The organism is Streptomyces sp. NPDC016845 (assembly GCF_044332585.1).
Taxonomy (GTDB): domain Bacteria; phylum Actinomycetota; class Actinomycetes; order Streptomycetales; family Streptomycetaceae; genus Streptomyces.
In genome coordinates, this window is record NZ_JBIRPI010000001.1 from 241,189 (window position 1) to 255,169 (window position 13,981).

Here is a 13,981-nt window from a genome sequence, read left to right on the forward strand (position 1 = left end):
TCAGCCTACGTTCGCCAGTGGCGGTACGACCGGCGCTTCGTCCTGCCGCCGCGCCCCGCGACCGCCGCGCGAGGGCCACCAACTCCGCTCCCCGAGCAGCAGCATGAGCGCGGGAAGGATCAGCACCCGGATGACGAAGGCGTCGAGCAGGACCGCCACCGCCAGGCTGAACCCGATCTGCTTCATCTCGATGAAGTGCAGCGACACGAAACTCGCGAACACCGTCACCATCACGAACGCCGCGCTCGTCACGACCCCCGCCGAACCGCCGACCCCGTCGAGCACGGCCTGCCGGGTCTCCTCGCCGCGCTGCACACCCTCCCTGATGCGGCTGATCACGAACACCTGGTAGTCCATCGACAGGCCGAACAGGATGACGAAGAGGAACAGCGGCACACGCGAGCCGATCGTCCCGGTCGAGTCGAAGTCGAGCAGCCCTTCGGCGAACGTGTTCTGGAACGTCCAGGTCAGGACGCCGAGCGAGGCGGCGGCCGACAGCAGGTTGAGCACGACACCGACCAGGCCGAGCACCACCGAGCGGAACGCCCACACCGTCATCGCGAACGTCACGAGCAGCAGCGCCCCGATGACCAGCGGAAGCTTCTGCTTCTGGTGCGCGGGATAGTCGGCGTAGCGGGCCACGTCACCGGTCACGGCGGAGTCGACGTCTCCGCTCAGCTTCCCGACCGTGTCGGGTACATAGCGGTCGCGCAGCCGTTCGAGCGACCCTTGCGCGGGTTCGGTGCTCACGTAGTGCGGGACGGGCAGTTCGAGCGAGCTGACGCGCCGGTCCGCGGAGGTGCGCAGCGTGTACGTGCCCGCGAGCGCGGGGTCGTCCTTCGTGGCGGTCGCGGCGAGGTCGCGCAGCGCGCCCCGTACCTCGTCGGCCCGGCCGGCTTCGGTCCGTACGACGACCTGATGCGCGGCCTTGACCTCGGGGAACGCCGCGTTCAGCCGGTCGAAGGTGGGCATCGACCGGGTCTGCCGCGAGTGCGTCTCGCGCCCCATGTCGGTCAGCTTCATGCCGAGCACCGGAGCGGCGAGCGCGAGCATCGCCACGACCCCGACGGCCAGGACGGCGACGGGCCTGCGGGCCGTGAGCCGCAGCAGCGCGTTGTGCCGTACGGGCTTCGGGGCGGCGGGGCGCTTGCCGCGACGGGCCGCCCGGCGCTCGGCCCGCGCCCCGATCCTGACGAGCAGCGCGGGCAGCACGGTCAGCGAGCTGACCACGGCGACGAGCGTCACCACGATCGCGGCGGTGGCGATGGACGAGAAGATCACGTCGTCGGCGAGGTAGAGCGTCGCGCTGGAGACGGCGACCGCGAACCCGGAGAGCACGACGGCCCGCCCGGAGGTGGCGGCGGCCAGCTCCACCAGCGCCTGCGGGCTCAGCCTCCCCGCCGAGCGGGCCCGTTCCTCGCGTTCGCGCTTCAGGTAGAAGAGCGTGTAGTCGACGCCCACGGCGAGTCCGATGAGCAGGATGATGTTGGTGCCGACGCCCGCGTCCGGGAAGGCGTGCGAGGCCAGCATCGACAGGCCGACGGACGCCATGATCGAGGTGATCGTGAGCAGCAGCGGCACGGTGGCCATCGCCACGGAGCGGAACACGAACAGCAAGGTCAGAAGCGTGATCGGCAGCGCGATCAGCTCCGTACGGGACAGGTCGCTGCCGCGTAGTTCGTCGACGCCCTGGCTGATGGACGGGCCGCCGGTCTCCTCGACGCGCAGGTCCGGGTGGGCCTTCTGTACGGCGGCGGTCTGGGCACGCAACGGGTCGACGTGCTTCTTCCCGTCGAGTTCCGCGCCCTCCATGGTGACGTCGACGCGGACCGCCCGGCCATCCTTCGACCAGACCGGCGCGGCCACCGACCGCACCTCGGGCAGCGCGCGCATCCGCTCCGCGATGTCGCGGGCGACGGCGCCGCCCGTGGCGCGCTCCAGCGGGGCGGCGCCGTCGCGCCGCTCGACCAGGACACGTTCGAGGGGCCGCTGCGCGAGCCCGCCGTCCCGGGCGATCGCCTCACCGCGCCCGGCCTCACCGACACCGAAGTCGGCGGAGCCGGCGGGGTTCGCGCCGACGGCGACACCGGCGCCGAGGCAGAGGACGACGAAGAGGAACCATCCGGCGACCGCCCGCCAGGGGTGTCCCGCGCTCCAACGAGCCATGCGTACGGGGTAATTGGTCATGACGTTCATGCTGTCCGCGCGGCCGGGGGCGCCGACAGCGGCGGCCGGTTGAACCTGGGGTCCACCGGTCGGTGGACCCCAGCACTGTCGAGCGGCGCCCGCGGTGGCCCGTCCACGACTCGGACGCGAGCGCGGATAAATGTGGCGTACAGCTAGTCTCGCCTCCGGTACGCGACGGAGCGGGAGGCGCCATGAACGGGACGGACAGGACGAGCGGGCCGGACGTGGTGGCCGGGCCGGACGTGGCCGGCGCGCCGGATGCCGCCAGGGGGCAGGACGGCCGCGTGCGCGACGGACAGGACGGCCGCGTGTGCGACGGGCGGGCCGACCGCGTGCGCGACGAGCGAGACGGCTACGTGGGCGACGAGCGGGACGGCCACGCGCGTGGTGGGCAAGGCGGCCACGCGCGTGGTGGGCAAGGCGGCCACCCGCGCGCTGGGCAAGACGGCCACGCGCGCGACAAGCAGGACCGCCGTGTCGTCGCCGCCCTCGACGGAGTCGACCTGCGCCGCCTCACCACCGGCCAGGTCATCCTCGACGGCATCGACTGGACCGTCCGCCCCGGCGAGCACTGGGCGCTGCTCGGCCCGAACGGCGCGGGCAAGACCAGCATCCTGCGCCTCGTAGGCGCCACCGCGTTCCCGACCAGCGGCACGGTCGAGGTCCTCGGCCACCGGCTCGGCCGCGTCGACGTGCGCGAGCTGCGCGCCCTCATCGGTCACGTCTCCACCTCCCAGCGCGTCCCGCAGGACCTCCCCGGCCACACCGTCGTCCTGACCGGCCACACCGGCACGGTCCAGCCGCTGTGGAAGTCGTACGGCGACGAGGTGCGCGCACGCGCCCACGCACTCCTCGCCGAGCTGCAGATCAAGGACCTCGCCGACCGCCCGTACGGCGTCTGCTCGGGCGGCCAGCGCGCCCGTGTCCTCATCGCCCGCGCCCTCATGGCGGACCCGGCGCTGCTCCTGCTCGACGAACCGTTCAACGCGCTCGACCTGCCTTCGCGCGAGGACCTCATCGACACGATGCGGCAACTGGCGGCCAACAGGCCCGGGTTGGCGACCGTGACCGTCACCCACCACCTGGAGGAGCTGTCCCCGGCGATCAGCCACGCGCTGCTCCTGCGCGAGGGCCGCGTCCTCGCGCGCGGCCCGGTCGAGGAGGTCCTGACGGCCGACCGCATGACGGCCTGCTTCGGCCGCCCCATCGAGGTCACGCGCCACGCGGGCCGCTGGCTGGCCCGCTCGGGCGGCCATCTGTAGGGCCGACGGGGGCCGCCCGCACGTGCCGGGTGTACGTAGCACCACCCCCGGTCCGGGCCGTACGCCCAATGTGCCGCGCGGCCGTCATCCCTAGCGTCGTAGGAGAGGCGCACAGGGCGCCGGACGAGGGGAGCGGCGACATGCGCAACCGTCAGCAGCACGGGCAGACCTCCGCGTACGGCCGCGGCGAGGCGCTCCGCCTGGTCAGGGTCAGCAGAACGTACGGCGCGACGGCGCAGGACGGGGACGGCGCCGACGCGTCCGGCGGCGGCACCCAGGTCAAGGCGCTCGACGACATCACCCTGTCCCTGCCGACCGGCAGCTTCACGGCCGTGATGGGCCCGTCCGGCTCGGGCAAGTCGACGCTGCTGCACTGCGCGGCCGGGCTCGACCGCCCCGACAGCGGCCTGGTCGTGGTCGACGGCGAGGAGATGACCGGCGGACCGGGACCGGCCCGCGGCGAGGCCGCGCTCACCAAGTTCCGCCGCACCCGCATCGGCTTCGTCTTCCAGCAGTACAACCTGCTGCCGACGCTCACCGTCGCGCAGAACACGGTCCTGCCGCTCCGCCTCGCCGGGCGGCGCGTGAACCGCGCGCGGGCCGAGCAGATCCTCTCCGACGTCGGCCTCGGCGACCGGCTCGGACACACCCCTGACCAGCTCTCCGGCGGCCAGCGCCAGCGCGTCGCGATCGCCCGCGCCCTGGTCACCGAACCCTCCGTGATCTTCGCGGACGAGCCGACCGGGGCCCTGGACACGCGCAGCGCCCGCGACGTGCTGCGGCTGCTCCAGGAAGCGGTGCGGACGCACGGCAGGACCGTGGTGATGGTGACGCACGACCCGGTCGCGGCGTCGTACGCGGACTCCGTGCAGTTCCTCGCCGACGGCCGGCTCGCCGGACAGATGCAGGCCCCGACCGTCGACCAGATCGCCGAACGCCTAGCCCACCTCGGCGACGACGTCCGCCACGACGACCCCCGCTGCACCGCTGGCACCCCTCTGGAGGCGTGAACCGTGTTCACCATGCTCGGCCTCGCCATGCGCTCCGTACGACAGCGCCCCGGCCGCTTCCTGGCGACTCTCCTGTCCGCCTTTCTCGGCGCGGCCGTCATCATGACGTTCAACTCCCTGCACGACACGGCGAACGCGTCCGATGTCGACAAGGTCAGCGCGGAGACCCTGCGGACCTCGGCGAGTGTCGTCGGCGGCTACGGCACGCTCCTGGTCTTCTTCGCGATCGCCTCGGCGTTGACGGTCAACGTCCGTCAACGTACGGACGAGATCAACCTGCTGCGCGCCACCGGAGCCACCCCCGCCCAGATCAAACGCATGGTCGTCGGCGAGTCCACGGTCGTCGCGCTCGTGGCCGCCCTGCTCGCCGTCGGCCCCGCCATGGCCGGCGGCACCGTCCTGCTCTCCGTGTTCAAGGACAGCGGCCAGGTCGCCGACTCGGTCGACCCCGCCTTCGGCCCGATCGCCCTGATGTCGGGCGTCTGCGTCTCGCTCCTCGCGTCGGCGGGCGCGGCCTTCCTCGCGGTGCGCCGCGCCACGAAGGCGTCCACGGACACCCGCCGGAAGCGGAAGCCGGGCGGGGTGCGGAAGCCGGGTGGGGTGCGGAAGCCTGGCAGGGGGCGGAGCATCGCGTCCTGGGCGACGCTCGGCGCCGGAGCGCTCACGGCCAGCGCCACCTTCGCCATGGACGCCACCAACGCCGCTCTGATGGCGGCGCCCGCCTACGGCGCGATCCTGCTCTCCGTGGGCTTCGCGCTCGTCTCGACGAGCCTGCTGCGCACGGTGCTCGGCCGCGTCGAGCCGCTCCTGACGGCGCTCGCGGGCGTTAGCGGCTACCTGAGCGTGCGCAACATGCGCCGCCGCGCGTCCGAACTGTCCGGCATCCTGATGCCGTTGATCCTCTTCATCGGCATGGCCACGGCGACGCTGTACATGCAGGCCGTCGAGAACGACGCGATCAAGGCATCGGGGTTGACCAAATCAATCGACGACAAGAACCTCGAGACGCTCAACCTGGTCGTGGTCGGCATCATCGTCGTCTTCGCCTGCATCATGTTGATCAATTCTCTGTACGCGGCCACGGCCTACCGCGTACGCGAGTTCGGTCAGCAGCGCCTGGCCGGCGCGACCCCCTCCCAGGTCCTGGCGACCGTTGCGGCCGAGGGCGTCGTCCTGACCGTCACCGGAGTGTTCTTCGGCACACTCGCCGCGCTCGCCGGCATCGTCCCCTTCACCGTCGTACGCACCGACGGCGTGCTGCCCGGCCGCGGCCTCGGCATCTGGCTCGCCGTGGTGGCCCTGGCCGCCGCCGCAACACTGGTGACCAGCATGATCACCGCCCGGCGCGGCGTACGGGTGCCGGCGGTGGAAGCCGTCTCCCTCGCCGCGTAGGGCGACACGGGCCGGACCCCGCACACGCGGGACTCCGGTCCGTGTCGGTGTTGGGCTGAACGGGTGACATGGCGTAAGAATTGTCCGGTGCAGACAACAGTGCGAGCCCGGACGGGGTGGGGGCAGTGAACGGCCACGACGTCACCGACGAACAGTGGGAAGGGCTCGCCCAGGTCGTACCGCTGCGCAGCCGCAATGAGTGGCCGTCGGCGGTCGGCCACCGGGCGATCCCCGAACCAGAGACCGAACCGCGCCGCCGCTTCGTAGTCCTGCGGGTCAACGTCTTCGGCGACGCGCGCGAGGTCGCCGAGACCGTCATGTCCGGCATCCCGGTCCTGCTCGACCTCTCCGGCGCCGAGACCGAAGTGGCCAAGCGGGTCCTGGACTTCAGCAGCGGCGTCGTCATGGGCCTGGGCTGCGGCATGCACCGCGTCGACCGCAACGTCTTCCTCCTCGCGCCTCCCGGCACCGAGGTGCAGGGCCTGGTGGCAGGAGCGGGCGCCCTCTCCTGACCCGGCGGCAAGCCCGAAAGGCATAGTCCCCCGATCGTAGGAAGGTCCGGAGGATGAACGATTCTCCGGACCCGGGGTTCCCTACTTTCACCGCATGACAGTGCTCCACCGGGGCACGCCCCCAGCGCCTCAGGCCCCGTCCCCGGACTCGTCCACGAACCGCCCCCGCGTCACCGAACTGCGGCTCTCCGCCTTCGGCCGCCACCGAGCCGCCACCCTGCCCCTCGGCCCGTTCACCGTGCTGACCGGCCCCAGCGGCAGCGGAAAGTCCAGCGCGCTGCGGGCCCTCGAAGCGCTCGCCAGACTCGGCGGCGGAGCCTGCCTGGCCGACGTCTTCCCCGAGCCGAGGCGCTACGTCCCCGAACGAGCCAAGCCCGACGCCCAGCAACGCCGGGGCTTCCGCATCGGCTGCACCGTCGAGGGACCGGCGGGCCCCGTCCACCTCGACCTCGCCGTCCAGGCCGAACCCGAACTCCGCATCGTGGGCGAGCGCCTGACCGGCCCCGACGTCCGCTACCTGGAGACGGCGCTGCGCGACCCGGGCCGCCGCGAGGTACAAGCCGCCTGGCACACCGCCGGATCGGTGCCCGTCACCCGGGGCCCGCTCCCCGACGACTTCCTCGGCACCGCCCTGCTTCCGTTGCGCGTCGCCGGCCGCACCGAGGGCCAGCGCCAGGTCCTGGCGGCGGCCGAACAGGCAGTGGTCGGACTGCGCTCGGTCTTCGCCTGCGACCCGGTGCCCGCCCGGATGCGCGCCCCGGCCAGGAGCCGCGCCGACCGGCTGCTCGGCGGCTGCGACAACCTCGCGACCGTGCTGCGCCGCACGCGCACCGAGTGCGGCACCCGGCACTCCCTGCTCGTCGCCGCCGCCCGCGAGGGGATCGCGGGACCGGTCGTGGACGTCCTCGCCGAACCCACCCCCGAAGGCGCCGTACGCGCCGTCATCGACCGCGGCGACGGACCGCTCAGCCCGGTCGAACGCCTCGGGGACGGCGAGCTGCGCTACCTGGGGCTCGCCCTCGTCCTGCTCACCGGGCCCCGCGTCCTCGCGGTCGACACGGCGGCCGAGGTGCCCGAGGCCTACCAGAGCCTCACCGTCCTCGCGGACAATCTCGATCGCGCCCTCGACCCCGTCCAGTGCACGCAACTCATCGCGCTGGCCGCCCGGATGTGTGCCCGCGGCCACATCCGCCTCGTCGCGGCGACGGGGGAGAACAGCCCCGCGGCACAGGAGGCCAGGGCGCAGGGCGCGACGGTGGTAGACCTGAAGGCGTGACAGACAAGATCGATGTGAGGGCGCTGCAGACCAGGCTCGCCCGCTTCGCCGCCGCGCGCGACTGGGAACGCTTCCACACCCCGAAGAACCTGGTCGCGGCGTTGAGCGTGGAGGCGTCCGAACTGGTCGAGATCTTCCAGTGGCTGACCCCCGAGCAGTCGGCCCGGATCATGGACGACCCGGGGTCGGCGCACCGCGTCGAGGACGAGGTCGCCGACGTCCTCGCCTACCTCCTCCAATTCTGCGAAGTCCTCGGCGTCGACCCGCTCGCGGCGCTCTCCGCGAAGATCGACCGTAACGAGAGCCGGTTCCCGGTCCCGGGTGCGGCAACGGCCGACGTTCCGAGTGCGGCAACGGCCGACGTTCCTGGCGCGGCAACGCCCGACGTTCCGGGCGCGGCTGAGGCCGACATCCCTGGTGCGACTGCGGTCGATCGTCACTCTCCGGAGTCATAGAAATATCCACAACGGACTCTGTGTCCACAGATTTCGGGCGACCTCTGGCTTTTCGACTCGGAGGCCCTCACTCTGGGTAGTGGAACAGGGAGAGCGGGAAGCGGGACGGGACGGGGAAGCGGATGGATGCGGTGCGGCTCATCGGGGTCGGCCGACGGGCCCTGGCGACGAGCCAGGACGCGCCGGACATCATGAGGGAGGCATGGCAGGCACAAGCGTTGGCACAGGCGATAGGCAGTCGCCTCGCGCTGCTCGGACCACCGGAATTACGGGGCGACGCGCGGGCGCTGACCGAGGCGGGCACCCGAGGCAGCGGTGGCTCGGTGATCCCGGTGGTGGGCGCGGGCGGCATCCGCGCGGCGCAGCTGACCGAACTGGGCGATGTGTACGAGGCGTTGCGCGACCTCGGCACACTGCTCGGCGATGTCGGTATCGCGCTCGTCGCGGTGGCGAGCGCGTCGTTCGAGGAAGGGGCCTACTGGCAGTGCATGGAGGCGATCGACGCGGCGGACGAGTCCCGGGACCGGGCGCTGGAGATACTGCGTCGGCTCCCTGACTGGGACAGCCGCCCGAGCAGGACGGACCCGGCGCCGGGTTCGGACTCGGCGGCCTGAAGCGGCGGCCTGAAGCGGTGGCCTGGCACGGTGGTCGGCGCCGGGTCACCCGGAGGGTCCGCGCGCGATCCGCGCGACGGCACGCTCCACCGTGCAGGATGGAGGTATGGATCTTCGAATCTTCACCGAGCCCCAGCAAGGGGCCACCTACGACACTCTTCTGGCCGTGGCCAAGGCGACGGAGGATCTCGGCTTCGACGCCTTCTTCCGCTCGGACCACTACCTGCGGATGGGCACGTCCGACGGGCTGCCGGGACCGACGGACGCCTGGATCACGCTGGCCGGTCTCGCCCGGGAGACCAAGCGGATCAGGCTCGGCACGCTCATGACCGCCGGTACGTTCCGGCTGCCGGGCGTGCTCGCGATCCAGGTGGCGCAGGTCGACCAGATGTCGGGCGGCCGCGTCGAACTCGGCCTCGGCAGCGGCTGGTTCGAGGAGGAGCACAAGGCGTACGGCATCCCGTTTCCGAAGGAGAAGTTCGCCCGCCTCGAGGAACAGCTGGCGATCATCACCGGGCTGTGGGCCACCGAGGTCGGCTCCACCTTCACCTACGACGGCACCTACTACCAGCTGACCGACTCCCCGGCCCTGCCCAAGCCCGCGCAGACCAGGGTGCCCGTGTTGATCGGCGGGCACGGGGCGAGGCGCACGCCCCGCCTGGCCGGACAGTACGCGGACGAGTTCAACATCCCCTTCGCGTCGATCGAGGACAGTGAGCGGCAGTTCGGCCGGGTCCGGGCCGCCGCCGAGCAGGCCGGGCGTGCCGGCGGCGACCTGGTGTACTCCAACGCGCTGGTGGTGTGTGTCGGAAAGGACGACGAGGAGGTGAAGCGCAGGGCCGGGAAGATCGGCCGCGACGTCGAGGAGCTGAAGGCCAACGGGCTCGCGGGTTCGCCCGCCGAGGTGGTCGACAAGCTGGGCCGCTACGCGGCGATCGGCTCGGAGCGTGTCTACCTCCAGGTCCTGGACCTGGACGACCTGGACCACTTGGAGCTGATCTCCGCACAGGTGCAGTCACAGCTGTAGCGGACCCCGCCTCACCCGGAAGCACCCCGTCCCACCAGGGAAAATCGCTGGCCCGCGGAGTGCTTCGCGCGGCAGACTCGAGCTGTGTTCTTGACGATCAGTACCACCGGCACCCCGGAACGCCCCGCGACCGACCTCGGGTTCTTGCTGCACAAGCATCCCGAGAGCGCGCAGGCGTTCTCGACCTCCTACGGCACCGCGCACGTCTTCTATCCCGAGGCGGGCGCGGAGCGGTGCACGGCCGCGCTGCTGCTCGAGGTCGATCCGGTGGCGCTGGTCAGGCGCGGTAAGGGAAAGGGCCGCGGCGGCGCTCCGGACGCGGCGCTCGCGCAGTATGTGAACGACCGGCCGTACGCCGCGTCGTCGCTGTTCGCGGTGGCGCTGAGCAGCGTGTTCTCCAGCGCGTTGCGCGGGGTGTGCAAGGCGCGGCCCGAGCGTGCGCAGGAGGCTCTGCCGCTGCGGGTGGAGGTGCCCGCGCTGCCCGCGCGGGGCGGGCCCGATCTCGTACGGAAGCTGTTCGAGCCGCTCGGCTGGGTGGTGGAGGCCGAGTCGGTGGCGTTGGACGCGGGCTTCCCGGAGTGGGGGGCGTCGCGGTACGTGCGGCTCGTGCTGGTGGGGGAGGTGCGGCTCGCGGAGGCGTTGCGGCATCTGTATGTGCTGTTGCCGGTGCTCGACGACGCGAAGCACTACTGGGTGTCGGCGGACGAGGTCGACAAGTTGCTGCGGGCGGGCGAGGGGTGGCTGGCGGAGCACCCCGAGCAGAAGCTGATCACCAGCAGGTATCTGTCGCGGCGCTGGTCGCTGACGCGGCAGGCCATGGAGCGGCTCGAACTGGTGCGGCTGGCGGACGCCGACGACACGGTCGTCGAGGCCATCGACAATGCCGTCGACGACGAGCAGGGCGACAGCGAGGAGCGGCCCTTGCCGCTCGCGGTGCGGCGGCGTGAGGCGATCCTCGCCGAGCTGCAGGCGGCCGGGGCGGGGCGCGTCCTCGACCTCGGATGCGGGCAGGGTCAGTTGGTGCAGGCGCTGCTCAAGGACGTGCGGTTCAGCGAGATCGTGGGCGTCGACGTGTCCGTACGGGCGCTCACCATCGCCGCCCGGCGCCTCAAGCTGGACCGGCTCGGGGAGCGGCAGGCCGCGCGCGTTCAGCTCTTCCAGGGGTCGCTCGCGTACACGGACAAGCGGCTCAAGGGGTACGACGCGGCGGTCCTGAGCGAGGTCGTCGAGCACCTCGACCTGCCCCGGCTGCCCGCGCTCGAGTACGCGGTGTTCGGCTCGGCACGGCCCCGTACCGTGCTCGTGACCACGCCGAACGTCGAGTACAACGTGCGCTGGGAGACGCTGCCCGCCGGGCACGTCCGCCACGGCGACCACCGGTTCGAGTGGACGCGCGAGGAGTTCCGGGACTGGGCCGAGCGAGTGGCCGGGCGGCACGGATACCGGGTGCGGTACGTGCCGGTGGGGCCCGACGACCCCGAGGTGGGGCCGCCCACGCAGATGGCCGTGTTCAGCCTGACCGATGACCGCAGTGCGACGACGAAGGAGGCAGCAGCGTGAGCGCCGGCAGTAGCAGCAGTACCAGTGTCAGCAACAGCGACAGCAACCACACCAGTACCGGAGCGAGCGGTACGCGGGCGCTCGCTGTCACCGATCTCTCCCTCGTCGTGCTGGTCGGCGCGTCCGGCTCGGGCAAGTCCACGTTCGCGCACACGCACTTCGCGCCGACCGAGGTCATCTCCAGCGACTTCTGCCGCGGCCTGGTCGCCGACGACGAGAACGACCAAGGCGCGAGCCGGGACGCGTTCGACGTGCTGCACTACATCGCGGGCAAGCGGCTCGCCGCCGGACGGCTCACCGTCGTCGACGCGACCAACGTCCAGCAGGACGGCCGCCGCCAGCTCGTCGAGCTGGCGCGCACGTACGACGTGCTGCCCATCGCCATCGTCCTCGACATACCGGAGGACGTGTGCGCCGCGCGGAACGCGGCACGCACCGACCGCGCCGACATGCCCCGCCACGTCATCTCCCGGCACACCCGCGAACTCCGGCGCTCCTTGCGCCACTTGGAGCGCGAGGGGTTCCGCAAGGTGCATGTGCTGCGCGGGGTCGCCGAGGTGGAGAGTGCGCGTGTCGTGCGCGAGAAGCGCTTCAACGACCTGCGGCATCTCACCGGGCCGTTCGACATCGTCGGTGACATCCACGGCTGCGCGAGCGAACTGGAGTCGCTGCTCGGCACGTTGGGTTACGTGGACGGGGCGCACCCCGAGGGGCGTACCGCCGTGTTCGTCGGCGACCTCGTCGACCGCGGGCCCGACACGCCGGGGGTGCTGCGCCGCGTCATGGGCATGGTGAAGGCGGGGACCGCGCTGTGCGTGCCCGGCAACCACGAGAACAAGCTCGGGCGCTGGCTCGCGGGCCGGACCGTGCAGCACACGCACGGGCTCGCCGAGACCGTCGAGCAGCTGGAGGCGGAGAGCGAGGAGTTCCGCGCCGAGGTGCGCGAGTTCGTCCGCGGACTCGTCTCCCACTACGTCCTCGACGGCGGAAAGCTCGTCGTGTGCCACGCCGGGCTGCCCGAGAAGTACCACGGGCGGACCTCCGGCCGGGTGCGGTCGCACGCGCTCTACGGGGACACGACCGGGGAGACCGACGAGTTCGGGCTGCCCGTGCGCTACCCGTGGGCCGAGGACTACCGGGGCAAGGCGGCCGTGGTCTACGGGCACACGCCCGTGCCGACCGCCACCTGGCTCAACAACACCATCTGTCTCGACACGGGTGCCGTCTTCGGCGGCAAGCTGACCGCGCTGCGCTGGCCCGAGCGGGAGCTCGTCGAGGTGCCGGCCGAGCGCGTCTGGTACGAGCCGGCCCGGCCGCTCGCCACCGAGGCGCCCGGCGGGCACGAGGGCCGGCCGCTCGACCTGGCCGACGTGCACGGGCGCCGCACCGTCGAGACCCGGCACACCGGCCGGGTCACCGTACGGGAGGAGAACGCGGCGGCGGCGCTCGAGGTCATGAGCCGGTTCGCGGTCGACCCGCGTCTCGTGCCGTACCTGCCGCCGACCATGGCGCCGACCGCGACGTCCGAGGTGCCCGGATATCTGGAGCACCCGGCCGAGGCGTTCGCGCAGTACGCCGCCGACGGGGTGGGGCGGGTCGTGTGCGAGGAGAAGCACATGGGGTCGCGGGCGGTCGTGCTCGTCTGCAAGGACGCGGAGGCCGCGCGGGCCCGGTTCGGGGTGGAGGACGCGGAGGGCGCGGCCGTCACCGGGTCGCTGTACACCCGTACCGGGCGGCCGTTCTTCGACAGCCGCGAGACGACGGAGGAGGTGCTCGGGCGGGTCCGGGACGCGGTCGGCGCGGCCGGGCTCTGGGACGAGCTCGGCACGGACTGGCTGCTGCTCGACGCCGAGCTGATGCCCTGGTCGCTCAAGGCGTCCGGGCTGCTGCGCTCGCAGTACGCGGCGGTCGGCGCCGCCTCCGGTGCCGTGTTCCCGCCGGCGCTCGGCGCGCTGGAGACGGCCGCCGCGCGCGGGGTCGACGTCGCCGGACTGCTCACGCGTCAGCGGGGGCGGGCCGCGGACGCCGCCGCGTTCACCGACGCGTACCGGCGTTACTGCTGGAGCACCGACGGGCTCGACGGGGTGCGGCTCGCGCCGTTCCAGGTCCTCGCGGCGCAGGGGCGGTCGATGGCCGCGGTCCCGCACGACCAGCAGCTCGCCCTCATCGACCGGATGGTCGAGCACGACGGGAGCGGGCTGCTGCGGACCACGCGGCGGCTGTACGTCGACACGGGGGACCCGGAATCCGTGCGGGCCGGGGTCGACTGGTGGCTGGAGATGACTGGGCGCGGCGGCGAGGGCATGGTCGTCAAGCCGGTCGGGGCGCTGGTCAGGGACGGGAAGGGGCGGCTCGTGCAGCCCGGCGTGAAGTGCCGGGGGCGGGAGTATCTGCGGATCATTTACGGGCCCGAGTACACGCGGCCGGAGAATCTGGCGGTGTTGCGGCAGCGGTTCCTCGGGCACAAGCGGTCACTTGCCGTGCGGGAGTACGGGCTGGGGCTCGAGGCGCTTGAGCGGCTGGGGGAGGGGGAGCCGTTGTGGCGGGTGCATGAGGCTGTGTTCGGGGTGTTGGCGCTCGAGTCCGAGCCGGTCGACCCCCGGCTGTGACAGGGGCTCGGCGCCCGGCTCGTCGTCGCGGGGTGAGGTTGTTCGGCGGGTGCGGCTGCGTCGTGGCTGGGCGGGCC

10 protein-coding genes and 1 pseudogene are annotated in these 13,981 nt (G+C 72.3%); 10 read left to right on the plus strand and 1 reads right to left on the minus strand.

Translation table 11 applies throughout. From position 1 onward, the window contains the following. A complete protein-coding gene (locus ACH4RC_RS01035; protein WP_398193446.1) occupies positions 1 to 2,187 on the minus strand; it encodes an MMPL family transporter in 2,187 nt (728 codons plus the stop codon). Between the two features lie 503 nt (positions 2,188 to 2,690). Between ACH4RC_RS01035 and ACH4RC_RS01040 the strand changes: the two genes are divergently transcribed. The 10 genes and pseudogenes from ACH4RC_RS01040 (at position 2,691) to ACH4RC_RS01085 (ending at position 13,904) form a co-directional block, all read left to right on the plus strand. Next, positions 2,691 to 3,449 carry an ABC transporter ATP-binding protein gene (locus ACH4RC_RS01040; protein WP_398195618.1) on the plus strand — a complete coding sequence of 253 codons (759 nt, stop codon included), beginning with the start codon at positions 2,691 to 2,693 and terminating at the stop codon, positions 3,447 to 3,449. 140 nt (positions 3,450 to 3,589) lie between these two features. Further along, positions 3,590 to 4,459 (plus strand): ABC transporter ATP-binding protein, encoded by an 870-nt coding sequence (locus ACH4RC_RS01045; RefSeq protein ID WP_398193449.1) that lies wholly within the window; start codon positions 3,590 to 3,592, stop codon positions 4,457 to 4,459. 12 nt (positions 4,460 to 4,471) lie between these two features. Further along, complete coding sequence (locus ACH4RC_RS01050) at positions 4,472 to 5,851, plus strand: FtsX-like permease family protein (RefSeq protein ID WP_398195621.1); 1,380 nt, start codon at positions 4,472 to 4,474, stop codon at positions 5,849 to 5,851. A 125-nt stretch (positions 5,852 to 5,976) separates the two neighbouring features. Beyond that, a complete protein-coding gene (locus ACH4RC_RS01055; protein ID WP_398193452.1) occupies positions 5,977 to 6,363 on the plus strand; it encodes a cell division protein SepF in 387 nt (128 codons plus the stop codon). Positions 6,364 to 6,457: 94 nt separating this feature from the next. Then, a complete protein-coding gene (locus ACH4RC_RS01060; protein WP_398193454.1) occupies positions 6,458 to 7,639 on the plus strand; it encodes an AAA family ATPase in 1,182 nt (393 codons plus the stop codon). Continuing rightward, positions 7,636 to 7,959: pseudogene (locus ACH4RC_RS01065) on the plus strand (nucleotide pyrophosphohydrolase); the annotation flags it as partial. The gene ACH4RC_RS01060 and the pseudogene ACH4RC_RS01065, both read left to right, overlap by 4 nt. A 257-nt stretch (positions 7,960 to 8,216) precedes the next feature. Continuing rightward, positions 8,217 to 8,708 (plus strand): DUF6099 family protein, encoded by a 492-nt coding sequence (locus ACH4RC_RS01070; RefSeq protein ID WP_398193457.1) that lies wholly within the window; start codon positions 8,217 to 8,219, stop codon positions 8,706 to 8,708. A gap of 106 nt (positions 8,709 to 8,814) precedes the next feature. Beyond that, a complete protein-coding gene (locus ACH4RC_RS01075; RefSeq protein WP_398193459.1) occupies positions 8,815 to 9,735 on the plus strand; it encodes an LLM class F420-dependent oxidoreductase in 921 nt (306 codons plus the stop codon). Positions 9,736 to 9,819: 84 nt separating this feature from the next. After that, positions 9,820 to 11,295: a 3' terminal RNA ribose 2'-O-methyltransferase Hen1 gene (locus ACH4RC_RS01080; protein WP_398193461.1), complete on the plus strand. Its 1,476-nt coding sequence runs from the start codon at positions 9,820 to 9,822 to the stop codon at positions 11,293 to 11,295. Beyond that, positions 11,292 to 13,904 (plus strand): polynucleotide kinase-phosphatase, encoded by a 2,613-nt coding sequence (locus tag ACH4RC_RS01085; protein WP_398193463.1) that lies wholly within the window; start codon positions 11,292 to 11,294, stop codon positions 13,902 to 13,904. Before ACH4RC_RS01080 ends, ACH4RC_RS01085 begins: the two co-directional genes overlap by 4 nt. Positions 13,905 to 13,981 lie beyond the last annotated feature (77 nt).

Coding starts and splice junctions, on each gene's coding strand:
- ACH4RC_RS01035 (WP_398193446.1), bottom strand. CDS start 2,187: ATGACCAATTACCCCGTACGCATGGCTCGTTGGAGCGCGGGACACCCC.
- ACH4RC_RS01045 (WP_398193449.1), top strand. CDS start 3,590: ATGCGCAACCGTCAGCAGCACGGGCAGACCTCCGCGTACGGCCGCGGC.
- ACH4RC_RS01050 (WP_398195621.1), top strand. CDS start 4,472: ATGCTCGGCCTCGCCATGCGCTCCGTACGACAGCGCCCCGGCCGCTTC.
- ACH4RC_RS01060 (WP_398193454.1), top strand. CDS start 6,458: ATGACAGTGCTCCACCGGGGCACGCCCCCAGCGCCTCAGGCCCCGTCC.
- ACH4RC_RS01070 (WP_398193457.1), top strand. CDS start 8,217: ATGGATGCGGTGCGGCTCATCGGGGTCGGCCGACGGGCCCTGGCGACG.
- ACH4RC_RS01075 (WP_398193459.1), top strand. CDS start 8,815: ATGGATCTTCGAATCTTCACCGAGCCCCAGCAAGGGGCCACCTACGAC.